This window comes from Asprobacillus argus, from assembly GCF_032248395.1.
Classification (GTDB): Bacteria; Bacteroidota; Bacteroidia; order Flavobacteriales; family Flavobacteriaceae; genus Polaribacter; species Polaribacter argus.
In genome coordinates, this window is the sequence record NZ_JAVTTO010000002.1 from 336,799 (window position 1) to 362,135 (window position 25,337).

The 25,337-nt window shown below is 36.2% G+C and carries 22 protein-coding genes; 16 read left to right on the top strand and 6 right to left on the bottom strand.

The genetic code is table 11. From position 1 onward, the window contains the following. The first annotated feature begins 40 nt into the window (after window positions 1-40). From RQM59_RS05245 to RQM59_RS05270, 6 genes are all read left to right on the top strand, one after another. Window positions 41-1,447 carry an SUMF1/EgtB/PvdO family nonheme iron enzyme gene (locus tag RQM59_RS05245; RefSeq protein ID WP_349241030.1) on the top strand — a complete coding sequence of 469 codons (1,407 nt, stop codon included), beginning with the start codon at window positions 41-43 and terminating at the stop codon, window positions 1,445-1,447. A 114-nt stretch (window positions 1,448-1,561) separates the two neighbouring features. Next, the gene (locus RQM59_RS05250; RefSeq protein WP_349241031.1) at window positions 1,562-2,812 is read left to right on the top strand and encodes an amidohydrolase family protein; all 1,251 of its coding nucleotides are present in this window, start codon (window positions 1,562-1,564) and stop codon (window positions 2,810-2,812) included. Window positions 2,813-2,854: 42 nt separating this feature from the next. Then, entirely contained in the window at window positions 2,855-3,880 is a 1,026-nt protein-coding gene (locus RQM59_RS05255; RefSeq protein WP_349241032.1) for a sensor histidine kinase, read from the top strand. Beyond that, on the top strand, window positions 3,870-4,571 hold the full coding sequence (locus RQM59_RS05260; RefSeq protein WP_349241033.1) for a LytR/AlgR family response regulator transcription factor: 702 nt from the start codon (window positions 3,870-3,872) through the stop codon (window positions 4,569-4,571). Before RQM59_RS05255 ends, RQM59_RS05260 begins: the two co-directional genes overlap by 11 nt. An 82-nt stretch (window positions 4,572-4,653) precedes the next feature. After that, window positions 4,654-5,109: a cold-shock protein gene (locus tag RQM59_RS05265; protein ID WP_349241034.1), complete on the top strand. Its 456-nt coding sequence runs from the start codon at window positions 4,654-4,656 to the stop codon at window positions 5,107-5,109. 111 nt (window positions 5,110-5,220) lie between these two features. Beyond that, entirely contained in the window at window positions 5,221-6,909 is a 1,689-nt protein-coding gene (locus tag RQM59_RS05270; protein WP_349241035.1) for a serine hydrolase domain-containing protein, read from the top strand. An 11-nt stretch (window positions 6,910-6,920) separates the two neighbouring features. Here the strand turns inward: RQM59_RS05270 and RQM59_RS05275 are convergent, their stop codons facing one another. Continuing rightward, the gene (locus RQM59_RS05275) at window positions 6,921-7,649 is read right to left on the bottom strand and encodes a LytR/AlgR family response regulator transcription factor (RefSeq protein ID WP_349241036.1); all 729 of its coding nucleotides are present in this window, start codon (window positions 7,647-7,649) and stop codon (window positions 6,921-6,923) included. Continuing rightward, entirely contained in the window at window positions 7,646-8,713 is a 1,068-nt protein-coding gene (locus RQM59_RS05280) for a sensor histidine kinase (protein WP_349241037.1), read from the bottom strand. Before RQM59_RS05280 ends, RQM59_RS05275 begins: the two co-directional genes overlap by 4 nt. A gap of 219 nt (window positions 8,714-8,932) precedes the next feature. Between RQM59_RS05280 and RQM59_RS05285 the strand changes: the two genes are divergently transcribed. Next, on the top strand, window positions 8,933-10,000 hold the full coding sequence (locus RQM59_RS05285; RefSeq protein ID WP_349241038.1) for an ankyrin repeat domain-containing protein: 1,068 nt from the start codon (window positions 8,933-8,935) through the stop codon (window positions 9,998-10,000). A 9-nt stretch (window positions 10,001-10,009) separates the two neighbouring features. Continuing rightward, window positions 10,010-11,509 (top strand): S41 family peptidase, encoded by a 1,500-nt coding sequence (locus RQM59_RS05290; protein WP_349241039.1) that lies wholly within the window; start codon window positions 10,010-10,012, stop codon window positions 11,507-11,509. A 393-nt stretch (window positions 11,510-11,902) separates the two neighbouring features. On the opposite strand, the gene RQM59_RS05295 is transcribed toward RQM59_RS05290, so the two are convergent. Beyond that, entirely contained in the window at window positions 11,903-12,052 is a 150-nt protein-coding gene (locus RQM59_RS05295; protein WP_349241040.1) for a PspC domain-containing protein, read from the bottom strand. Window positions 12,053-12,188: 136 nt separating this feature from the next. Here RQM59_RS05295 and mutT point away from each other — a divergent pair, with 136 nt between their 5' ends. From mutT to RQM59_RS05315, 4 genes are all read left to right on the top strand, one after another. Beyond that, a complete protein-coding gene (mutT, locus tag RQM59_RS05300; protein WP_349241041.1) occupies window positions 12,189-12,602 on the top strand; it encodes an 8-oxo-dGTP diphosphatase MutT in 414 nt (137 codons plus the stop codon). Continuing rightward, complete coding sequence (locus RQM59_RS05305; RefSeq protein WP_349241042.1) at window positions 12,562-13,389, top strand: HNH endonuclease; 828 nt, start codon at window positions 12,562-12,564, stop codon at window positions 13,387-13,389. Before mutT ends, RQM59_RS05305 begins: the two co-directional genes overlap by 41 nt. A gap of 151 nt (window positions 13,390-13,540) precedes the next feature. Beyond that, a complete protein-coding gene (locus RQM59_RS05310; RefSeq protein ID WP_349241043.1) occupies window positions 13,541-15,457 on the top strand; it encodes a P-loop NTPase fold protein in 1,917 nt (638 codons plus the stop codon). A 4-nt stretch (window positions 15,458-15,461) separates the two neighbouring features. Continuing rightward, a complete protein-coding gene (locus tag RQM59_RS05315) occupies window positions 15,462-16,961 on the top strand; it encodes a hypothetical protein (protein WP_349241044.1) in 1,500 nt (499 codons plus the stop codon). A gap of 257 nt (window positions 16,962-17,218) precedes the next feature. Here RQM59_RS05315 and RQM59_RS05320 read toward each other — a convergent pair whose 3' ends face one another. The 3 genes from RQM59_RS05320 to RQM59_RS05330 all read right to left on the bottom strand — a co-directional run bounded on the left by RQM59_RS05320 (window position 17,219) and on the right by RQM59_RS05330 (window position 21,509). Beyond that, the gene (locus RQM59_RS05320; protein WP_349241045.1) at window positions 17,219-19,864 is read right to left on the bottom strand and encodes an AAA family ATPase; all 2,646 of its coding nucleotides are present in this window, start codon (window positions 19,862-19,864) and stop codon (window positions 17,219-17,221) included. A 224-nt stretch (window positions 19,865-20,088) separates the two neighbouring features. Further along, complete coding sequence (locus RQM59_RS05325) at window positions 20,089-20,778, bottom strand: LytR/AlgR family response regulator transcription factor (RefSeq protein ID WP_349241046.1); 690 nt, start codon at window positions 20,776-20,778, stop codon at window positions 20,089-20,091. Continuing rightward, entirely contained in the window at window positions 20,775-21,509 is a 735-nt protein-coding gene (locus RQM59_RS05330; RefSeq protein WP_349241047.1) for a sensor histidine kinase, read from the bottom strand. The genes RQM59_RS05325 and RQM59_RS05330 overlap by 4 nt, the downstream gene beginning before the upstream one ends. A 272-nt stretch (window positions 21,510-21,781) precedes the next feature. Here RQM59_RS05330 and RQM59_RS05335 point away from each other — a divergent pair, with 272 nt between their 5' ends. The 4 genes from RQM59_RS05335 to RQM59_RS05350 are packed head-to-tail and all read left to right on the top strand — an operon-like array spanning window position 21,782 to window position 24,964. After that, window positions 21,782-22,876: a serine hydrolase domain-containing protein gene (locus RQM59_RS05335; RefSeq protein ID WP_349241048.1), complete on the top strand. Its 1,095-nt coding sequence runs from the start codon at window positions 21,782-21,784 to the stop codon at window positions 22,874-22,876. Continuing rightward, window positions 22,858-23,781: a M28 family metallopeptidase gene (locus RQM59_RS05340; protein ID WP_349241049.1), complete on the top strand. Its 924-nt coding sequence runs from the start codon at window positions 22,858-22,860 to the stop codon at window positions 23,779-23,781. Before RQM59_RS05335 ends, RQM59_RS05340 begins: the two co-directional genes overlap by 19 nt. Continuing rightward, window positions 23,778-24,170 carry a hypothetical protein gene (locus RQM59_RS05345; protein ID WP_349241050.1) on the top strand — a complete coding sequence of 131 codons (393 nt, stop codon included), beginning with the start codon at window positions 23,778-23,780 and terminating at the stop codon, window positions 24,168-24,170. The genes RQM59_RS05340 and RQM59_RS05345 overlap by 4 nt, the downstream gene beginning before the upstream one ends. Continuing rightward, window positions 24,167-24,964, top strand: a complete 798-nt coding sequence (locus tag RQM59_RS05350) for an alpha/beta fold hydrolase (RefSeq protein WP_349241051.1) — start codon at window positions 24,167-24,169, stop codon at window positions 24,962-24,964. The genes RQM59_RS05345 and RQM59_RS05350 overlap by 4 nt, the downstream gene beginning before the upstream one ends. Window positions 24,965-25,337 lie beyond the last annotated feature (373 nt).

Sequence of the window (25,337 nt, forward strand, 5' to 3'; positions counted from 1 at the left end):
TTGACATACATTTATAATATCAACAGTTAAAGACCATATTATGAACTTGTTAAAAAAGATGCTCGTTGTGATCATACTGGTTACTCCGTCATTAAACTTCGCGAACGATATTGAAGTAAAGAATATATCCTTCAATCAGAAAACTAAAAAAGTAAGCTTCAACTTATCGTGGAAAAATAGCTGGAAGAATCAGAAAAATTTCGATGCAGCTTGGGTGTTTGTAAAGTTCATAGACTCAAAAGGAGATTACATTCATGGGAAATTAGCCACAAAGAAACACCGCCTAAAAGGAGCTCAAAAAGGCGTTTTTGAACTGCCTTCAGATCGAGTAGGTGTGTTTGTTCATTTAGCGGACGCATATCGGGGAGATGTTGCTTGGAATGTTGACTTAAAGATAGATGATGCTACTTCAAAACGTTTATCTAACAACTATAAAATACATGTTTTTGCACTGGAAATGGTATATATTCCTAAAGGAGATTTCTATGTGGGAGCTACAGAACCTGAAGCTGTAAACTATGCTTCGTTTTATGAGTCTGACGTTACGGGAGAACCCGTAAAACCATTTTTGATCTCATCTGAAGATCAAGTGATAAATGTAAGTCCTACTGAAGGAAACTTATATTACAAAATAGGAAGGTCACCTTATAGAGGCGATAGTAAAGGAAGTATTCCTGCTACCTTTCCGAAAGGACATGATGCCTTCTATATGATGAAGTATGAAACCACACAGGGATTCTATTCCGATTTTCTTAATGCACTTTCTCCGGCTTTAGCAAGTACATTATCGCCACATACAGTAAATAATTATTATAAGGAAAAAGGAGGGATTCGCTTCGCAAACAATCGTTATAAAGCGGATACATATAATAGACCTGCCAATTTTATCACATGGGACGATGGTGCAACTTTGGCGGATTGGGCAGGATTACGACCTATGACAGAGTTTGAGTTTACCAAGGCTGCAAGAGGTGCGGGAAAACCTATGGTTCATGAATTCCCATGGGGAACGGCAAGTACCAAAGACCTAAAACGTAAAGTGGAACTGAATGACGAATTGATATTGACAGATGGTGTAGTAGAGAAGGATCTTAATGAAAACAATAGACACCTGTATGGAGCTTCATACTATTGGGTTATGGATTTAGCTGGAAGTTTATGGGAGAAATGTGTCACCATAGGACATCCTATAGGAAGAAATTATACAGGAACCCATGGGGATGGCCTGATTTCTAAGGAAGGTACAGCAACTAATATCGATTGGCCCAAAGGAATTCGAGAAGAAGGAGGTTACGGATATCGTGGAGGTGGTTATTACTCCCATGGTAAGAAAGCAACAGATTACAACCCACATAGCCCAACAGCGTACAGACCCTATGGAAGTTGGGCAGGAGGGAAGCGCTCTATAGCCTATAGTCAGCGTTATGTAAGAACTGCTGGTAAATAGATATACTTATCTACCGAGGATTACGTTCTAGCTACCACCAGATACCAACCAGCTATTAAGTTTTGATATAACTGTTACATACCTGTACTTTATCAGAAATAAATCTGATAAAACATGTGTAGATACCTGATTATTACAGTAATTATACTATTTGCGTTTTCTTGCAATGGGCAAAATTATGCACGAAAAAACAAAAATAGCAAGCGTATACAATTAAACAACGGGCATTGGTTTAATGGTAAAATATTTGAGAAGAAAACGGTTTGGGTGAAAGAAGGGCTGTTGCATTTCAATACCATAGGTGAAGCGGATACGGTTATTGATCTCTCCGGAAAATTTGTGATTCCACCTTTTGCGGATGCACACAACCATAATCTCGAAAGCAAGTATGAGTTGCAAGAACGTATTGCGGCATATTTGGACAATGGTGTGTTCTATGTCAAGTTACTTTCTACTATAAAAAGACGAATTACTCCTGTATTGCATAACTACAACGAACCTTCAAAACTGGATGTACGCATGACTCATGCACCATTAACAGCAAAAGATGGACATCCGATCGGTGTTCGAAAACGCTATTTATATCGTGGATATTACCGGGGAATGTTCAATACGTTGGAAGAACTCGAATTTCATGGATATGTACGTATAGATACTGAACAAGATCTAGAGCAAAAATGGGAACGGGTACTGGAGTCTAAACCCGACTTTATAAAGATCAATCTGTTGTATTCCGAAGAATATGAAAAACGAAAAGATGATAGTATTTACTTTGGGAGAAAGGGCCTGAATCCTAAATTTGTTTCAAAAATTGTAGAGAAAGCCCATGCTGCAAATTTAAAAGTCAGTGCTCATGTGGAAACAGCGTATGATTTTCATGTTGCTGTAACCGCTGGAGTAGATGAAGTTGCTCACTTACCTGAGATCTCACATGGTCAGCCTATAAATAGAAAGGATGCGGCATTAGCCAGTAAGAAAGGAATTCGAGTGGTAACTACCGCCTCATTGGTACTGAAACGACAAAAACAACCCAATTATCAACAGTTAGTTGCTAATATAGTGTTCAACTTAAAATTACTTCAAGAAGAAGGAGTAGAGATTGCAATTGGTTCGGATCAATACAATGGGAATTCTGTGGGAGAGTTTCAGTTTTTATATGGCTTAGATGTTTTTACCAACACGCAATTATTAAATATGTGGACTAGAAACGCCACAAAAGCTGTTTTTCCTCGTCGTAAGGTTGGGGAACTCAAAGAAGGATATGAAGCAAGTTTTTTGGTGTTGAATAAGAATCCTCTCTTGGAGATAAAACAGATCAACAAGCACATTACTATGCTCATAAAACAAGGAGTTCTTCTGAAATGATCATTGGTTAAATTAATGTAACTTTAAACAAAAAGTATAGGTATGCAAACTCGTAAGTGGGTTACACATGTTGTTTTTTGGATATTATTTTTGCTCCTGTGGAGCGTGCATGATTTGAACTATCACACTAATATTTTAGAGAACATAGAGACGAATATATTTGCCTTTATTCCTTATGCTATTATTGTGTACATCAACCTATATGTTTTAATGCCTAGGTATCTCTTGCAAAAGAAAATAGCTTCCTATGTGGCATTATTGCTATTGAGTATTGTTCTTATTACACTCTTTTCATCGTACTATTTAGCTTATTACTTCGAGTATATCAATGTATACCTACCCACCGCCAGGTTCTTTGCCAGTCTGCCAGGTAAAATAGCTATTGTTACGGAAGTAATTTTGTCGTTATGTTTATCTATGACCCTATTTTTAATTGATGCATGGTACCAAAAAGAGCGTTCTATACAGGAAATAGAACAAAAACAATTGGAAACGGAATTAAACCTCTTAAAGAACCAGATCAACCCTCATTTTTTATTCAATTCATTGAATAGTATTTATGTGATGTTAGGAAAAAACTTAGAACAAGGAAAGAACTTATTGTTACAATTCTCTGAGATCTTGAGCCATCAGTTGTATGAAACCAGTAAGAAGAAGATTCCATTGGAACGAGAGTTTGAAAACCTGCAGAATTATATTGATATTGAACGTATTCGTCATGAAGATCTTGTAACTGTTATGTGTAATTTTCCAAAAGACAATGAAAACCTAAATATCGCACCAATGTTGCTGCTTCCATTAGTAGAGAATGCTTTTAAACATGGCCAAAGCACCAAAGGCTATCACGTAAGAATAAATGCTTCAGTTACATTAGGTACGTTGAATTTTAACATTGAAAACTCAGTGTCAGAAAAAACTAGAAATACTTCAAAGAAAGAGCAAGGTATAGGGCTTACCAATGTAAAACGAAGATTGGCATTGATCTATCCAAATCTACATTTGTTTCAGGTAGTGGCTAAAAACGCTACATTTATAGTAAACTTAAACATTCAGTTAGATGAAAACTAAATGCATTGTTATTGATGATGAACCATTAGCAAGAAAGGGTTTAGAGGATTTTATTACTCAGACACCCTTTTTGATGCATGTACAATCATTTTCATCTGCCATAGAGGCCTTAACTTTCTTAAAAGAATACTCAGTAGATATTTTGTTTTTAGATATTCAGATGCCAGATATGACGGGAATAGAATTGATGCAAGTACTTTCAGATCCTCCAAAAGTGATCTTTACTACAGCGCATCGGGAGTTTGCCCTAGATGGGTTTGAGCTAGATGTTGCTGACTTCTTGTTAAAACCATTCTCTTATAGCAGGTTTCTGAAAGCGGTCTATAAAACCAAAGAATCTAGTCCTGCAGCAAAGAATGCTTCAAGAGAACATGTTTTTATCAAATGTGATGGAATGATTGTGAAGATCTTAATTGCAGAGATCACTTATATCGAAACGGCAAAAGATTATGTAAAGATACATACTGTTGATAATACCTACTTAACGCTGGTATCACTAAAACAAATAGAACAAGAACTCCCAAAAGAACAATTTATTCGAGTACATCGATACTATCTGGTGGCCTTTAAACATATTGACAAATTGGAAGGCAATCTACTCTATATAAATAACCAACGGATAACCATCAGTAGAACCCTTAGAAACGATGTATATGAGGCTATTATTGGAAATAAACTAATTGAGCGATAATGCTTTAACAAATAAATTCTTATTTGTCTAAACTAATACATACCTTTGTAGCAGACTATTACTAATATACTTTATATAACATATGGCAAAATCGCAGCAGACATTTAACAAAAGTGAGAAAGAGAAGAAACGTTTAAAAAAGCGTGAAGAGAAGAGAAAAAAAATGGAAGCGCGTAAGCTTGAAAAGGAAGAAAGTGGAAAAAAAGGAATTGAGTTTGCCTATGTAGATCATAATGGTCAGTTAACAGATACTCCACCAGACCCTTCACTTAAAGTAGAGGTTGAATTGGAAAGCATTGTTTTGGGAATTCCAAAGAAGGAAGAAGGCGATGAACCAGATCCTATTAGAAATGGAAAAGTTTCCTTTTTTGATCATTCAAAAGGCTTTGGGTTTATCATTGATACCGAAAACCAGGAGAAATACTTTACACATGTCAGTGGTTTAGTGGATACAATTTCTGAAAACGACAAGGTTACCTTCGAATTGAAAAAAGGAATGAGGGGTATGGATGCCGTAAATGTTACGTTAAAGAAGTAGTCTTTTCAAGGCACCTTAGAAGTCCTTTGAATTTATAAAACCGAATAAATTACGTCATTTCATTCGCTGTTGTTTGCACTAAAAACTTCAATTTTATGTGTAAAAACAGATATGCGTCTTATAATCATTTTACTATTCGGTATTCTTTTGTATTCAAAAGAAACACGATCTCAAAATTTAACAACAGCAGAAAAGGCAGGTGCTATTGATAGCTTGTTTGCATCTTACAAGAATATACCTGGTTGTGCTGTTGGAATTTTTCAAAATGGAGAAATACTCTTTTCAAAGGGATATGGCTTAGCCAACTTATCATATGATATTCTTGTTACGGACAAGACCGTCTTTGAAGCGGCCTCTGTTTCCAAACAATTTACAGCAGCTTGTATCACTTTATTAGAAAATGAAGGGAAGGTAAACCTTGAAGATGTCATTCAGAAGTATGTCCCAGAAATACCAAAACTTAAAGGGAAGACGATTACTGTAGGTAACTTACTGTATCAAACAAGTGGACTTCGTGATTATTTAGCATTGTTATATGGTAAAGGAATTTCATGGAACTCCAACGTGAATAATAGCAAAGCACTAAAGATACTTTCCAAGCAAAAAGGATTGAATTTTGACCCTGCTGCACAATTCGCGTATAGTAATACTAATTATATGCTATTGGCGGTTATTGTTCAAAAAGTGACCGGTAAAACTATTGGAACCTTTGCCAAAGAACGATTCTTTAATCCTTTAGGGATGAAACATACCTTTTATTATGAAGATCATAGTAAGGTGATTAAAAACAAGGCCGTTGGTTATGAATATGATGGGAATAGTTTTAAAAGAGAACATTATGTAAATAGCACGACTACAGGCGATGGCGGCGTATATATAACCATACAAGATTTTTTTAAATGGAATGAAAACCTAAAAAAAGGAACAGTAGGAGGAAAAGATTTTGTTGATAAAATGCGCATGGTGGGACGCTTAAAAAACGGAAACCAAACGAATTATGGAAGAGGTTTTTTTGTAGGAGATTACTATGATATCACAGGAGTACCAACACTAAGACATAGTGGTAATTGGGCAGGATTTAGATCGGTGTACTGTCGATTTTTAAAGCAAGATTTCACTGTGGTTATTTTGAGTAATAATGCACGTACTGATGTTTGGGGTTTGCTAGACGAGGTTACTTCTTTATTTATACAAGATGACATTGCGAAAGCTAGAAGGAATATGCTAAGAAACAGGAGCAACTCGGATGTAAAAACCATTCAATTGGCAACAAAAGAACTCCAAAAGTTCACAGGTAATTATTTAAATGCCATAAACGGAGAATTGCGCGAGGTGATCATTGAAAATGACACGTTGGTATATAAAAGATCCAATGGACGAGGAACAAAACTAGTACCTATAACAAACCATTCCTTTGTGTTTTTAGGAGCACCACAGGTGGTTGTCGAATTTAATGCTATTTCTAAATCAGCCAAGTTAACGATTGGGAATGGAAGTCCAATTCCCTTTGCTAAATATAGTCCTCAGCAATTTACAGAACGACAATTGAAAGTTTTCGAGGGGAATTATTACAATGACGAACTAGAGGTTACGTACCAAATAACATCCGATGAAAATTCATTACATATTTCTATTGAAGGGCAGGAGTTAGTACGGTTAACACCGGTTTCAAAAAGCATCTTTAGAGCAGCACATTTTGGCTATGTGAAATTTATCGCGAACAAGGCAGGAGAGATGATCGGCTTCTCTAGACACGATGATACCATATCGTATCTAAAGTTTGTGAAAACCAATTCTTAAGGAAATAAAATCTATTCTAACAATTTTAGTACCAAGCTCTTGTAGTTTCTTCCAATTGGGATCTCTCGTTCGTTAATTTCGATATCTTGCTTCGTAAAGGCTGTAATCTTATGAGTGTTCACAATAAAAGAACGATGTACCCGTAAAAAATGCGAAGGAACCTTTTGTTCAAAATCACTGATCTTATCTTTGGTAACGATGCTTTTATCCGCAGTATGAATACGTACGTAATCCTTTATACTTTCGATGTATAACATCTGATCAAACTCAATCTTTATATGCTTTTTATTGGAGTTGACATAGATATAATTCTGAGGAGTTGGAACGGAAGATGGTTCTTGAGAAATCGTTTGTGCCTGATTGTGCTGATTAAAGAACTTGTTCACTGCTTTAAAAAAGCGTGTAAATGTGATCGGTTTGATTAAATAATCAATCACATTCAACTCATAGCTTTCAGCTGCATAATTTCTGTAGGCTGTGGTAAAAATGATTCCCGGAGGTTTTTGTAGTGATTTTACAAAATCAATCCCAGTAAGCACTGGCATTTCAATATCTAAAAAGATAAGGTCAATCGACTCTTTTTTCAACAGATCTAATGCAGTTACTGCATTCTGATAGGTCGCCACCAATTCCAACCCAGGGACCTGTTCAATATGTCCTTTGATCAGTTTGATCGCCAAAGGCTCATCATCAATAATGATGCATTTTACAGACGGATTGGATGTATGTGTATCTATCATAAATGAATGTCTAAAGCTACGAAATAGGAATCAACCTTGTCATCAATTTTCAATGTATGTGCATTCGGATAAATAAGATCCAGTCGACGTTTGATATTCGAAGACCCAATACCCTTTTTATCCGTTTCTTTTTGTGCAACTAGTACCGACTTTGTATTAAATATAGTAAAATGAAGGGCTTCCTTTTGCACTTCTAAAGAGATATGTACTTTAGGCGCATCTAAGTCCTTACTAGCGCCATGCTTAAAAGCATTTTCCACCAGAGGTAACAATATTAAAGGAGCGATTTCCGTAGTGGGATCATCAATATCACAATCAAAAACCAGATCCAACTGTTCACCATAACGTAACTTTTCAAGGTCGATATAATGCTGAATCAAGGTCTGTACTTTACTTACAGACACTTTAGGGTCGGCACATTCGTAGATCATATAATCTAGTATCTCCGAGAGTTTGATAACCACTTCAGGCGCTAAATCGGATTTATCAATCGTCAACGAATAAAGATTGTTGAGCGTATTGAATAAGAAGTGCGGGTGAATTTGAGCCTTTAAAAAATTTAGTTCCGTCGTGGCTTTCTCTTTTTGCAAGACAGTGAGTTCATTTTTTTCCTTCTGACGTCCTTTGACGATCTTTATCACGAACATAATCAGCGGAAATGAATAGACTACAGGAACATAGACGGTGAGCAAGTAATAGGGGTCACTCAATACCTCCAATACTGTTTCCTCTTCAAAATCAGTTCGGATAAAAGGTTCTGCAATATAGATGATGGCTAAACGCGCCAATACCGAGAACACAAAAGCGCTGACCAGTAAAGATGCTACAAACGAGAGGTATTTCTTTTTAAAGATCTGTCTCGGTAGTTGGTAATAACATAAAAAATAAGCAGCCGCCATCTGCGCGGGTAAAAGTGCCAGATTATTAATTAGATGATGACGAAACAATCCTAAGTTGAGACTGGTTAAAAAAGTCGTAGTCCCCAGTAGTGTTAGCCAAAATAGGGTATGACTGATGCTTCTGTTTTGTAATATTTTATCTAAAAATGTGGTGGATGTCTTCATATTCGCAGCCCTAAATTACATATAATTCAAAGTATTTAGGCAGACTATCGCCCAAATCTCATTTCTTACGTATAAAAAGATCTTTTCGAATGATAAATGAAAATGAAGGATAGATATACCCTATATACGTCGGTATTGGTCGTTTGTCGCTTTTTTGATTTCCGCTTGGAGATAACCAGTAGTTTTGACCAGAACAAAAACGAATTAAAATCAATACTCATGAAAATTAGCGCATTTATACTTATCACAATCCTATCCTGTGCATGTGCATTTGGACAAAGAACAAACTGCGAGGCATTATTGGATGCTATACGAAGTAATAATGTAGAACGCATTAAGACGATCGTCAAAAAGCAAAATACCAATTGCTACTTTAGAGGAGAGGAGGAGCCTCGCTCACCTATGGGCGTAGCGGCTTCCAAAGGAAACATTGCTGTTGCAAAACTCTTGCTCAACGCTGGAGCAGAAGTCACCTATAAAGGACGTGGAGATGCCAGTGCCTTAATGATCGCATCGAGCGCTGGACATTTAGAGATGGTCAAGTTTCTGGTCGAAAATGGTGCAAAGGTCAATCGTAAACTTCATGGAGACGGAACAGCGTTGTTAAAAGCAGCGGGAAGAGGACATGCCAAAATAGTGGCCTATTTGATCAAAAAAGGAGCCAACGTAGACGCCAAAGTAGAAGGAGATGGAACTGCTTTGATCGTGGCTTCAGCGGGTGATCATTATGAGGTCGCAAAGATCTTACTAGAGAATGGTGCCGATCCTAATTTAGGTTCTGACGGTGACGGAAACCCTATGATCCATGCCATGAAATCTAGAAATACAAAAATGATGCGCTTATTGATTCAATACAAGGCTGATGTTAATAAAGGAGTAGAAGGTGACGGTTCTGCAATGATTCAGGCAGCACGATCTGGGAATTTAGAGATGATCAAGATCCTGGTAGAGAATGGTGCTGATGTCAATAAAGGAGTCAAAGGCGATGGAAATGCCTTGATCTGGGCAGCTGCAGCGGGAAATATGGACATGGCTAAGTACCTGGTAAGCAAAGGTGCAGATGTGAACAAACATATTCAGGGTGATGAAACACCACTGATCAATGCAGCGCGTCATGGACGTCTAGCCATGGTAAAATACCTGGTGGGTAAAGGCGCTGACGTGAATAAATCGGTTCGTGATGGTTACTTTTTAAACTCTGAGATCCGAAGCCCATTAAGCATGGCACGAAGAGGAAATCATCAAGAGGTAATCAAGTACTTATTAAAAAAAGGAGCTAAAAAATAGCCCGAGATCATGATGAATTCCAAACTAACCAACATCCTGTTCTGGGGGAGTCTATTTTTCCTGATGAGTTGCTATAATGGCAGATCTAACAAGAAACTCAATGCGAACTCTCCCGTTCAAGCAGCGCGAATCTTATCAGATCAACAGTGGACAGAAGACCTGGAACAACTCTATACCCAGTTAAAAACAACCCACCGAGAGCTCTATCATAAAACAACACCGGAGCAATTTGAACAATTGTTTCTAGAGATCAAGCATAAGATCCCAAAGCTAAGCGATCATGAAGTGATCGTGCAGTTTACCCGTTTTGTAGCGCTGGCTCGTGATGGACACACACGATTGACGCTACCATTACAGGAAGGTTTCGGATTGGGTCAGGCACATTCCAATACACCAGATCCATCTAATGAACGCTTGGTGTTTAGATCCTTACCTATAGCATTCTATTGGTTTGATGACGGATTGTATATTACCAAAGCTACTCAACGATACGAACGTCTTATTGGAAAGAAAGTAACGGCTATCAACAAAACACCCATAGCAACAGCTTTAGCCGATGCTCGAAAACTTGCCCATTTTGATAATGAATCCGGATACAAACTCATTGCCCCTTTTAGGTTGTGTCAATTGGAAACCTTGCAAGGATTGAACATTGCTAAAAAGGATGCAAATACCATAGTATTGACCATTGAAAATGATTCGATAACCGAGCAAATAGAAGTGGCAGCCTTGGGGCGTTTTACCAAAGAAAAATTGCACGCGAAATCAACAACCATAGCAGCAAAAGCCTATTATAGTTATGAATACCTGGCGGATGAGAATGCTTTGTATGTACAGATCAATCGAATGAATGATGTTCCAACAGGGCCTTCACTGGTAAAGTTTTTAGGTCAGATAGACGGGGTGATCAAAAAGAAAAAAGTAGCTCGAGTAGTACTAGACCTACGTCATAATTTTGGAGGGGATAATACCAATACCGTACCTATCGTACGTATAATTACCAACAATCCTAGGATCAATACCGTTGGGAGTTTTTATACCTTGATCGGACGTAAAACCTTCTCTGCGGCTCAGAGTTTGGTGAATGATCTAAGTACCTGGACCAATGTAATCTTTGTAGGAGAACCTACAGGTGCTTCTCCCAGCCATTATGGAGATTCTAAAAAGACGCAATTAACGCATTCTAACTTGACGGTTCGTATTTCATCCATTTATTGGCGAGATGCTAGCCCCAATGAAAAAAAGGAATGGACACCACCTGATATTCCGGTGAGCAATACCGCAGCGGATTATTTTCAAAACCAGGATTTGGCATTACAAACGAGCCTAAGATTTAAGACTTCTCCGAATTGGCTAGATACCTACTATCGATTATGTGCTTCTGGAGGTATGGATACGGCCAAACGTTTATATACCCGTTTCCCCTTGGATTGGAATCACAGCCAAGCGGAATTCAAAGCCTTGGAGACCATGCTGGTAGAGCGTATACTCAATAAAGATTCACAATAAAAGTTAGAATACCTATTCCTAGGTATGGCGTTGATAACCTGTGTCTTATAGTTTAGCGGTATAACTTTAAATCGTAAATCAACATGAAAACATTAAAGATTACCGGACTATTGGTCGTATTGGGTGTACTATTGATGGCATTAGCTCCCTCTGAAACAACAAAAACCAAGACCAAAGAAGAAAAACGATCATGGACCTTTTGCTGTATGCATAAATCCCATAGAACCCTGCGAAACTCGGCTTGCGTAGTCACTTCACAACGCTATAAAGATTATAAGTCTTGCCGTAACCGTGTAAAGAGTCATAAAAGAGCCTATAAGAACCACAGCTGCGGTTGCCGTTAATGGTGGTTGTCAACAAACCCCTCAATATCACTGAGGGGTTTTACTACTATTAGTTAGACAATAGCTTTACCAACCATAGAATAAGGTATAACCCAATTCCGGTTCCTGCTAACAATACCAATACCACAAATGCAATACGGATATGTTTTGGGTCCATACCTATTTTACCACTTAACCAATCTGATACTCCTAAAATCATTTTTGAACTTTTTATTTGTTAATTATACGCCCATTTGGATGGGCTTCTGGTAGTTTGACACGGAATTTTTTGGTTGGTCACATCCTTTTAAAAAAATATACTACCTTGTAGGAAGAGAGAAAAAGAAGGACTATCCATGATTGAAGTCGTTGCAGGAATCATTTATAAAGAAGACAAGATTCTTATTGCCAAACGCAAAGAAGGAAAGCATTTAGCTGGGTATTGGGAATTTCCAGGAGGAAAGATAGAAGCTGGTGAAACCCCTGAAGCTTCTTTGATACGAGAGATTGAAGAGGAACTGGGCATTACCATTGAAGTGCATGAGCATATGGGAGACTCCCAGTTTGACTATGATGAAAAGCAAATCCTATTGAAAGGCTATGTGGCTCAATATCTTTCTGGAGAAATGTATTTGACAGACCATGATGCCGTGGAATGGGTGTTTCCTTCCGAATTTAAGAACTATGTATTCGCACCTGCGGATCTACCATTTATAAAAATATTGACATATGAACCCCCCAAAACTCAGCCAAGGCGACATCTTATCTAATGACGATATTGTAGAACAATTTGGATGTGGAAATACAGGAGGAATGCGCCGTAGCCATAAAACTAATACGCTTGTTATTGTTTCCGATCATACCAAAGGATTATACGATGACGTATGGCATGACAATGTGATGCATTATACAGGAATGGGCCCCAAGGGAAACCAGTCTAAATATTATAAACAGAATAGAACTTTGCTCGAACAAAAGAGCAATGGCATAAGTGTGCATCTTTTTGAGGTCTATAAGCAAAATAATTATGTCTACCAGGGTGAAGTTATATTGTCGGGAGAACCATATCAAAAACGCCAATTGGACAAGGAAAACAAACCGCGTCTAGCTTGGATGTTTCCTGTGACCTTACTTTCTGGAACTCCGTTTCGTTTTAAAGAAACTGATATTCAGAATGTGCAAACTCAAAAACTAAAAGAGGTTAGAAAGTTATCTGACGAAGAACTAAAAGAAGCTATAGAGAATACCGAGAATAGAGGAAAATCCAATAAAAAACAAACAGTTTCAACTAGTTACGTGCGAGATGTAAAGGTGGTAGAATATGCTTTACGGAGAGCCAAAGGGTATTGCCAACTATGTGATAAGCAGGCGCCTTTCAACCGCAAAGGTAAGAATGGAGCTCCGTTTTTAGAAGTACATCATATCCAGTATTTATCCAAAGGAGGAACCGATACTATTGATAATGTAGCTGCCTTATGCCCAAATTGCCATCGAAAGATGCATGCTTTGGAGGATAAAAAAGATGTGCGGAAGTTGAAGAGGGTGGCTGTAGAATGAACCTGAGGCTCTTTTTTGGATGGAAACCGAATTTTATAATGCGGGGTTCCGCAGTGATATATAGTGTTAAGTTTATATATTTATGTGTTACCAACATTCTATTTCGAATAAAATTGACGCTCTTTAAATACTTTAAAAATGTATTCTTTATATGGAACTAAAGAAGAAGTTCAAAAAATGCTTACAAAAAATGAGAAAACCCGAAACGGTTTACAAAGATGATTTTCATTTCATTTCTGAAAAACCGAAAGGTGGAGACTTACTTTTTGGGCATAAGGAAATAGTATTAGCTTTAGAAAAAATTGTTCTTAAAAGCCCAGAATCATTTACAATTGGACTCTATGGTGATTGGGGCTCAGGAAAAAGTTCTATTGCTGAGACATTACAGAGTAATCTAAAAAAGCGAAATATTCCGCTTGTCATTTTTGATGTATGGAAACATGAAGGTGATGCTTTAAGGAGAACTTTTTTAAAAGATCTGGATAAAAAACTGTCTGGTAAATCTTTCGGTAAAGAGTTTTATAAAGAAGGATTCGAATTAGAAAAGAATTTAGAGAGCGATATTAACATTGAAACTAAAGATGGTTACGATTTTAAAGGAAAAAAACTGGTTAAGAATTTTTTAGTTATTGCACTTTTTGCGGTTGTGCCTTTAATTCTTGTGTTTACGGGGCTTTTAGGTATTGGTAAAGTTCTTAGTATTCAAGAGTTCTCATTTGATAACTTAACCGAAAAAATTCTTCAAATAATTGGAGGCCTTACAATTCCTGTTGTTTTTTGGTTAAAATTTTCAAATTCTTTCATTTTAGAAAAAAAAACCACGGTAAAAAAATCACGCATTCAAGACCCGTTGGAATTTGAAAATTCATTCCATAATATTCTAGAGAATTTGACTAGTAATGTGAATAAGATAGTTGTAGTTTTTGATAATTTGGATAGAGTAAATGGAAAGAAAGCTGTGGAAATAATTTCAACAATTAAGACATTTCTTGAGCCAATTGATAAAAAAAACGTAAGGAATATTGTATTTATCATACCTTGTGATTCGATAGCAATTAAAAAACATCTAGCGAGTACTTTTTCTGTAAATGACACTCAATATGCTGATGAATTTTTAAGAAAATTTTTCAATACAATAATTTGGATACCAGAATTTTATATCAATGAGTTGGAAAAATTGGCTATTGAAAAACTTGAAGAATCTGGAATTATCGATTTTAAAAATGATGAGTTATCTGCACTAATTGTTTTGGTATTTGATAAAAACCCTAGACAAATAATTCAATTTATTAACATCTTAATTTCAAATTATATATTGATTAAAGAAAGACGTATAGAAGGTTTTTCATTGCAAGACGATATTGCAAAATTGGCAAAGTATCTATTGCTGATTCAAAAATTTCCAGAGATTATGAATGTTTATAAAAATACAATGAGTTATGATTTGGATGCGTTACCAGATGATTTAAACGAAGAAAAAAACGGAGTAAGAAAGTTTTCCGGTAAAGTAGTATCTGAATTTTATCGTTTTTTAAGACTAACCGAACATGTAAAGATTGACTCTCTTGATCTGTTTTTTAAGCTAAGAAGAAGTGACTTCGAAAATAAATTTGAAAATGGCTCAAGGCTGATTAAATTAATCGAGACCAATAGGATTAAAGAGCTTGTTGGAAAAGAGAAGCCAATTATTAATACCGAATCTGATAAACAATTTAACAATGATTTGGAATTCATAAATGATTTTCAGCTAAAAGATAAGGAATATGAATTTGGTGAAATTTTGATTGAAAAGATGAGAACAATGACAAACCCCATTTTGCTGGCAAAATTTATTGATGGACTTTTACATCTACTTGAATTTAAAGAGATTGATTTGGAGGCTAAAATTTACAGAATGATTTGTGATAAACTAAAACAAAGCGGGAGCAATATAAGTGATATAACACCTAAACTATTAATTACCCAATGTTATAATAAATTGACTAACAACATTTATAAAAAAGGGTTAAGAGAATCAGTAAATGAAAGACATGTGGACGATTTTGTAGGTCACCATAAAAATATATAGTACAATGGCGATAGTAATAACAGAGGAAAGAAAAAAAGAATTGTTGTTCAACTTTATTGAAAACCCAAAGTTTTACAAAAGCTCTGATTTTAAGGACGTAAGAGAGGTCATTGTTGACTATTATCACAACAATTATGAAATATTAGAGAAGATTAATTCCTCTATAGAGTCTAGGTCTTTATTGAGTTCTCCTAAACTTTTACTTAAAATAATGACAGAAATTTCTACCGAAACTTTTGAATATAAATTGGATAAAAAGACAGACGATATTTTTTTTGTTTTAAGACAGATTAACTTATTTGAGGATAGGTTTTTTAGCAGGCCTGTAATCAAAAGCTCTTTGGCTTTTTGGATTTCTGTATTCTCAATTATCGAAAAAGAAATAACGACTGAAGATGAAATTATAAATGCTAAAGATCAATTAAATCAAATATATTTTTTGTTTGAAAGAACATTAGATAAAATTGATTCAATAATGAATGACCAGGGTAAATTTCAAAATTTGGTAAATAAACTACTACAGTTGTTTCGTTCAAACGATTATAAAAATGCGGCTATCTGGTTCAAGTTTTATTTTTACTTTTATGGTAAAACAGAGCTCCAAAATAACATTTCTAGTAATATAATCTCAAACGTTTCGGTATTTATAGGAAGGAGCAATGACTCTAAAGCGTTGAAACGAATTATTGAAAATTCTGTTCCAGTTATTGATTTTATAAATCTGTCTAATGATTTTTTGAATGGACTCTACCATAAATGTTTAGATTCTAGAGAGTTTATAGATGAGTTTTATTCTTTTTTTGATGTAAATAAAAAACAAACTATTGTTGAATCTAGTATACTAAAGAGGTCAAGTTATGCTAAGCAAATTGTAAATTCGGTCGTCAGTGAAATTCCAGACCAGGTAAAGCTTGCAAATGGAATAATTGACAGAGCTAACAACCTAAATAGTAATTTAAATGAAAAAGAAGAGTTCTTAGATATATTTTTCACACTTAACCTTAGCAAAGAAGAGATACGTTCAACTAAATACACCAATCATATTGCAAGTTTAATTTTTAATAATAATATTAGTTTGCATCAATTCGGAGTCAGGCAATTGCAAAATAGAAGATCATATATTGACACTAAAAGCCTCAAATCTAGAGCTGAAGATTTTATTAAAAGCCGTATTAATAATTTAAACTCTTATAATATACAGATTGTTAATATCATTAATGGTAAATTAGGTATTACTACTATTTTTATGAGTAATTTGGTGAAAGATAATCAGCAAATTTTAAATGGAATTCATAACTTTTTAGTTAGCACAGGTAATTTTTCATTTTATGAAACTTTGTCATCAAAGCTAAACCCTATCCAGCTTAATTTAATAAATGAGAAGTATATAAATTCTATAGGGAAAGATCAAAAGCATTTAGAAGTTTTAAGAATGATAAAATCTAAATTCGACGTTAGATTATTAGCAGATACTAAGAAAAAGTTGTTAGACTTTTTGAGGTAAGTAAGTAGAATCTGATTGATTAGTTCCTAAATATCTCCTACACCTTCCTCCTTAAACTTTAACCCAATCGGAATCTGTTTTGGACAAACAGCATAATTTTTCCTATTCAAATCACCATTCCCACTAACGAAATGATCATTTCGATAGGTTTTCTAATTTAGAAGTCGGTATTTCGTAGCATCTTTTAAAATTGATGTTATGTTTAAAAAATACAAGATCGTATAGACAACGCCATTAACACCAAGGGTAATCTGAGGTTAAAACAAATCAAAATCCCCGGATAACACTTGATCCAGTTTTCCTGTTTGCCAACCTTTTACAAGATCTTTTACTACGGGAGATTTCCCTAGTTTGTACCTACGAATAATGCTCAGATTGGTTTCATTATCCAACTTAGTCATGATTTTGTCATGGTCTTCCGAGCGATGGTCATCAAGCTCCATAGGAACTACTTGCACTTTGATCTTTGTTTTAACAGGTGTTTTCTTACCTTCCCTTATTTCTTCAAACACATGATATCCACTTTCTGGTGTCAATAGCTTATACGCGGCAAAACCACTAAATGTATACATAGATTCCTTCTCATTATTATCTCCATGTTCATGTAATTTGTTCATATACATACCTCGAGATTTTGCCCAGGTTACATACATGTTTTCAATCTTTTTTCCAATTGCTGTATGTTCCTTATCGTATCTTACACAGAGTACAGCGTCTTGAGTTTCATTAGCTATATAGGAACCCAGAGAGTTTTTTAATAGATAGACTTTTTGAGTAAGCTTCTTTATAAGTTTAGCATCGTAAGACAGTCTTTCTTTTTCCGGATTATGTAGTCGTTCAAACAACTTGTTCACACTTTCCAAAACGCTATCAAACCTATCTAAATACTCAATTTCGGCTAAAATCTCGTAACGATCCGGTCTTGACCAAAATTCATTCTTAGACATTTCTGAAAGTAATCTATCCTTTTTAGAGGAGAGTTCTTCTTGAGAAATTAGAAGTTGTAATGCTTCCAGTTCACGTTGAATCACCTTAAATTCAGATAATAAGCCCTTGCATAGGATTAGTATATTGGTAAGCTCCAAATTCTCAGATCTGCTACCTTCTTTTTTGAGGATCTCTTTTTTCTGTTCCCAATCATAATCTGGCTCATCAGGATCTATAAACTGCACTTTCAACTTATCTTTACTGGCGCTTACCAATAAGAACTGATTTCCATTTGGAAAATTATGATTTACAATAGTGATCGCTAAAGGAGCAAGTAGATACTTTTCGATAGCTCTTTTTAGGGGACGTGCACCAAATGCACTAGAAAATCCTTTTTCCAATAAAAATTCAATGGCACTTTCTTCGAAATCTAATTCCCATTCACGTTGTCGTAAACCTCGACGTTCTAACACCTTTTTTAATTCTTTTTTTAAGATGGTTTTAGCCACAGATTTTGTCAATGGATTAAAGACGACTATTTTATCCAATCGATTGATGAATTCGGGTCTGAACGTTTGGTGAATAGATTTACTTACATTAGAATCTATATCTAGATCGTCATTGATCAACGCCTTATACCCAACATTTTTACTACTCGGGACACTTGCACCGATATTAGATGTTAGAATGATAATAGAATGCCTAAAATTGGCTAAAGCGCCTTTTTGATCTGTCAACCTACCATCGTCAAAAACCTGCAAGAAAATATCCCAAATGTTCGGATGGGCTTTCTCAAATTCATCCAGTAACACCACAGAAAAAGGCTTTCTTCTTATGACGTTTACAAGCGCAGAGTTTTCAGAAGTGTCCGAGGCATCTCCAAAGATCTTAAATGACGATTCATAGGTTTGAAACTCACTCATATCTAGACGAATCAGTCTTTCTGGGCTTCCAAAAAGATATTCGGCAAAAGCTTTGGCAATTTCGGTTTTTCCGGTACCCGTAGGACCCACAAAAAGAAAAACACCGGCAGGTTTATTAGGATCGGTAAGCCCTGCTTTGATCATGGCTATACGCTCAATAATAGTATCAACAGCATCCTTTTGACCAATTACTTTATTAGCAAAATGTTCTTTAACATGATCCAGGTCTAACTTTTCTTTATCATCTAAAATGGTACTGGGCAAACCAGTTATATTAGAGATGGTGCCGTAAACATCACCAATACCAATAGTTCTTAGGTTCTTTTGATCTGCTTCAACGAATATTTGTGTTTGCTTTAACAAATCTATCATTTGACCTGGGTTTTCTTTGAATGATAAATATTGATTAGCTAGTGCATATGTTTCTAGAAGACTCTTAGTTTTAAAACTCGACCAAATAGCATTGTTTTGTACATCGATCCAACCTTGTGCAAGTTTCAACGTGTTCTGTTGGTCAAGATTTTCCAACCTAACTGTTTCAAAAACACTCAGAACCTGTGGTCGTTTTTGAGTAATTTTTTCCAAACTTAATGGATCTGCTTCGCTGACCATCTTTAATTCCCCACGCTCCAGATAGGGAAGAAGGTGATCTAGAATACTTACAGGCGAAAATTCATGCCTACCGCCATAGTATAATTCATGAAATCTAGGAACTATCCAAAGTACTTTTTTCTTACTGGTCAATTCAGTTACCACTCTTTGAACACTCAGTTCAAGGTCTCCTATATATCGCTGACCGGCCATCAGATTGGCAGCAGTCGCGGAAAATATGAACCACTTCTCAGAGGATAATTTTTTTGCAACAGCTTGTATCATGGTAGATTTACCAACTCCCTTATCACCAGTCACTAATATTGATCTAGGATTGGGTTTTGTTAAAAGTGAGCATATTGAATCTATATGCTCTTGTAGTTGATCTGTTGTAATGATATCAGATGTAAGCCCTTTTTGAGTCCAAACCTTGCCGACACTTTTTAAATAATCTTTATCCATGCAATAGCTACTTTAGTTCCATATATCAAATAAAACCAATTAATTACAAATGACCAAGGTAATGTAATGATTACTCTAAAACCTAAAAAGTATAACGAAACGCGAGATATACACGTTGTGAATTCAATTTTTGTTGAGAACAGGTTTGTAAACTCTCATTTACTAATAGAGAGCGTTCTTCAAGTTATTTATGATATTGAAAAGGTTGGAAGTGAGCAGTGCTCTTAGCCGTTTTCTAGAACGGCCTTTACCTTTCCTTTAAACGTCTGCCCAATGGGGATCTGTTTGTTGTGAATGCTAATGGTGTTGTTCGACACCGTTTCCAGTTTAGCGATCTGTACAATAAACGAACGATGGACCTGTATAAAAGCGGTGTCAGGTAACTTCTTAAGATAGGAAGACAGGGTTTCTAAGGTCAGAATAGTTTTTTGAGGAGTCATAACCTTGGTATAGTTTCCATAAGCTTCTATATAAAGAATGTCTGCCAACGCAATCTGGTGTAATTTTTTCCCATCCTTTAAAACGACCTTTTCGGATAAGAGGGCTTCTTTGGTGTTTTCTGTTTTCGTATCTGCTACTTTATATACCGCCTGTAAAAAACGTTGGAGACTAAAGGGTTTTAGTAAATAATCTATTACATTCAATTCATAGCCCTCTATGGCATGCTCCTTATAAGCTGTAGTCACAATGATCTTCGGTGGATTTCGAAGTGATCGTAAAAACTCAAACCCACTGATCTTGGGCATATTGATATCTAGGAAGATGAGATCTACTGCATACTCATTCAGATAATCCATAGCCTGAAACGCGTTATAGCAACTCTGCGCAAACTCTAACTGCGGAAAGTTGCTGGCATAGTCGGTAATGATCTCGTGTGCAATAGGTTCGTCATCTACAATGATATATCGGATCATAAGGTCAGTTCTAAACGTGCGGTAAAGATATTTTTTGCTTGTTCAGTTTCTAAGATATGACTTTCCGGATACAATAAGGTCAAACGTTGTTTTAAATTGACCAATCCCACACCATTCGTAGCTACCAGGTTCGATACATCAAAATTATTCTCTACCGTAAAGACCAGTTTCTGGTCATTGGCAGCCAACTTGCAATACACATAAGCATTGTCTACCAGTTGCTCTACGCCGTGTTTAAAGGCATTTTCTACGAGAATGATCAGTAGGAGCGGGTAGAGGAGGACAGTTTCATTCTCGACCTCTTGTTCGAACCGGATATCCACATTCTTATAATGACGGATCTGGTGCAGACTGATAAAGTTCTGTACATAGGTGATCTCTTCTTTTAAGAGTACTTGTTCAGTATCGCCACTATAAATTGCATAACGCATCAATTCTGAGAGCTGTAATACAAACTCTTGCGCCTTGTCGGAATCCTTTTTAATGAGTCCGTATAAGTTGTTAAGTGTATTAAAAAAGAAATGCGGACTCACTTGATTCTTTAAATTCACCAGTTCGGCTTTTAACTTTTCATTCTTTAGTTCCTGGTATTCTTTCCAACGATAGAACAACCAGCTTCCGACCATATATACCAGTGTGCCAATAAACCAGATTTGAAAGAGAAAAAAGAATAGTTCGTTTTCATCTACCGTTCCTTTAGTAGATTCTAAGGTTTGTTTGGTGGCTATCATTCCCAAAATGGAAGAGAGCAAGGAAACAGACACTATCAAATGGACCCCATATGTTCGTATAAACCTAAGCATGACTCAAAAATAGTAAATATGCGTTACTACTCAGTTTTTTTTGACGAACACCCTCAGATTATTGATAAACACAACTTTTGAGGGATAAACAGTAGTTATCCTCTATATAACTATAGTCATGTAGGTTTTAGGCCTGTTCGTCAAGATAATTTTCTAGAGGGATCGATATATGCTAGGTTTGGCAAAAAACACATACTATCATGAGAAAATTATGGATATACAGTTTACTTCTATTATGGACTAGCACATTATGCGGTCAAGATAATGACCATACCAGTCTGATCAAAACACTAGATACCAAGGTGCCTAAGTTTATGAAACAGAAAAACGTACCAGGGATGGCCGTGGCCGTTTTTAATAATGGCGAAGCCATATTTCAACAGGGGTATGGATGGGCTAATGTAGGGACTCATAAAAAAGTTACGGGTCAAACCGGTTTTAATATTGGTTCTGTCTCTAAACTGTTTACAGCCGTAGCGATTATGAAATTAGTAGAAGAGGGGAAAATAGCCTTGGACACTCCTGTAGAGCATTATCTTACCCGATGGAAGTTACCCAATTCTCAATTCGACAAGAACAAAGTAACAATCAGAAGGTTGCTAAATCATACAGGCGGAATCTCGGTACATGGTTATCCAGGGTTTAAGGTGAAGCGCACCCTTCCTAGCCTAGAAGCTTCATTGAATGGTGAAAATGGTCCGGTACGTGCCAATGAGCCCGTGAAGATCATTATAGAGCCCAATACCAAATTTAGATATTCAGGAGGTGGATATACGTTACTACAGTTAGTTGTTGAAGAAGTAACTAAGATGCCATTTCACAAATATGCGAAGAAGACTATTTTCAAACCCTTAGGCATGCAAAATACCTCGTTTAAGATCAATCAGAAAATACTAAAAAATTCCGCCATTCCATACGATGCAGAGGCAAAACGATTACCTTTTGAGTTCTTTACAGCACAAGGAGCTGCGGGACTGCATACCACATTGGACGATTTTATTCTCTTTGCGAATGAACTATTGAATGGTCATAAGGTTCTGTCGGAAGCTACGATTCAGGAAATGATCCAGCCAACCGCTGTCTCGCAAGGACATTATGGGCTTGGGTTTAGTATCCTGAAGTTTGGAGGATTGAAATTTATTGGGCATGCTGGTTCCAATACCGGTTGGCAATCTGCCTTCTTTATCGATTTTAAAACAAAGAGCGGTATGATTATGATGACCAATGGAGATGAAGGAAAACGTGTATTGCAAAACACTTTAAAAACCTGGGCACAATGGAAATACAAAAAATAAAATATTACGTGCTTTTGTTGTTTACCATTTGCATCAGTTGTGTTGAACCCTTAGCAGTTACAGAATTACCAAAAGGCGTACGATCGCTTCAAAAAAGTATGGTAGGGCACTTGTCCGGAGCTATAGAATTTCCGCAAGGTCATCGAATAGCAAGTCGATGGTCTAAAGAGGATAAGATATTGACTTGCAAGTATTTAAACAATATTATTTCACAGTTAACTTTAATACCCGAGAATCAGCATTATAACATGCCTAATCTAAATCCAGGTGTAGACTTGGTCTTTGAACCTTACAAGGGTGTAAACATTTATACCGTTCTTCCCGCAACTGTAGAAAGTGACGAATATATTGTGTTGGGGGCACATTACGATACCGGAAACAGAAACGTTCCGGGAGCCATTGATAATGCTACTGGAATGACCTTGATCTATACAGTTACCAGAGAATTGTCAAAAATGAAACATCGGAATAAGCATGTGATATTAGTATTCTTTGACCAGGAAGAAGAAGAACTGATCGGGAGTTCTGCATTTGCTCGATTGCTATTGAGAAAGGACTATAACGTGCATTCTGTGCATACCTTTGATATGGTGGGCTGGGATGGAGATCATAATAAAGAGGTAGAACTGGAGATGCCCGCTCCATTTTTAGAAAAGATCTATGCAAAGCATGCACAGCAATTAGGAATTCCAATATATACCACTCAAATCACCTCAACGGATCATTATGCCTTTATCAAAAAAGGATTTGACGCAGTAGGCGTGAGCCAGGCCTATGCCAAGCGCGACAACTCAGGAAAGAAAGATACTCCCGAAGACACCTATGACATTGTGAATTTTGATTATTTACAATCTACGACACAACTGGCCTATAAAGTACTCCAAGAACTAGTAACTACTAAATGATGCATACAGAAATACCACTACACAAAAAACTATTAATTCCTTTGATCGTAAGCCTGTTATTCTTTGTACGAAAAGGCATTCAGTATGCCTTAATTGGTAGCTATTTACCATTATTGCTGAGCACTTTTTTTACTATACTGCTGGTTTATGCAGTTCGTAAAAAAGCGGTTAAAAGTTTTAGAGTTACTATGAAAATTTGGTCTATATTGCTGATCATTTGGGCATTGGTTCGGTTATTATTAGCGATCGTTAATGTCAGTATGAAACCATTGAGTGAATACCATATCAATTATCAGATAGGTATTGGAGGTAGTATCTTAAGCCTCACTGGATTATGGCTTGGTATTCATTTTTTACTAAAAACTAGAAAGAAAGAATTCAACTTATGAATAAAAAAATAGTGACGCTACTGCTATGCATGCTTTCAAGTGTTTTGCTTGCACAAATATCAGAGAAATCAGAATTAGTAACGATTAACGGAAAGAAAATCTACTACGAAAAGCATGGAAAAGGGAAACCGTTATTCTTTCTGCATGGTTATACCTTATCTGCTCAGGCCTGGAAACCATATGTAAAAGATTTTTATGAGGAGTACGAAGTGTATTTGGTAGATCTGAATGGTCATGGAAAGTCCGACGCCTTTTCAAAAAAGCTATCCATAAAAGAAGTGGCAAAAGACCTGAATGCATTGATCCAGTATTTACAATTAGATAAGATCAAAGCAGTCGGATTTAGTTTTGGAGGTGATATTCTATATCAACTAGCATTGTTGAATCCAACACTGATCGAGTCTATGATCACCATTGGTGCTGTAGGAAGTTGGGATGTCAACAACTTTAAGAAATATCAAGAAGCTTTTACTTTTGAGAAAAAAGACAACTTTTCTTGGTTGAAGAAGTATCATAAAACCGACAAAAAGATCAAGGCATTAATGGAGCAGTTTAAGCATTATACGGTACACGTGAGCAATGAAGAACTACAAAGTATACAACCCGAAGTATTGATCATGGTGGGGGACAATGATGATGGTATCGCTATAGAAGAAGTAGCGAGAGCACGAAAAAATCTAAAAGATTCAGATCTTTGGATTTTACCCAATGTATCTCATGGCGCGCATGAAGGAGAAACCAAGGACGAATTTGTTAAAAAAGCCAAGGCTTTTCTTTCTAAAAAAAAGAAGTAAGAATCAAAAAGTATAACGAAACGCAAGGTATATACGTTATGAATTCAGTTTTTGGCGCGCGCTTGTTTGTAATCTGTCGTTTAACAGCATCGTTCTTTCCTCTAGTGTATCAAAGACATCCGATAAATTAAGCGTTAATTTTCCTTTTTTGTTTGAGAATGTACAGGCCATACCTTTATATGATCACGTCAATTTCAGCGATAACCTTATCCATCTACTTATGGGATATCGGGTTTACAGGACTTCGATTATGGAGTTATTAGAATGATCGTTGTTACTCCGAATCTAATCAGCGCCAAAATTGCTAGAGTAATATAAAGAATCATTGTACATCTAAATAAAACTGCTTAACAAAGTCTCAAATATTAAAGAA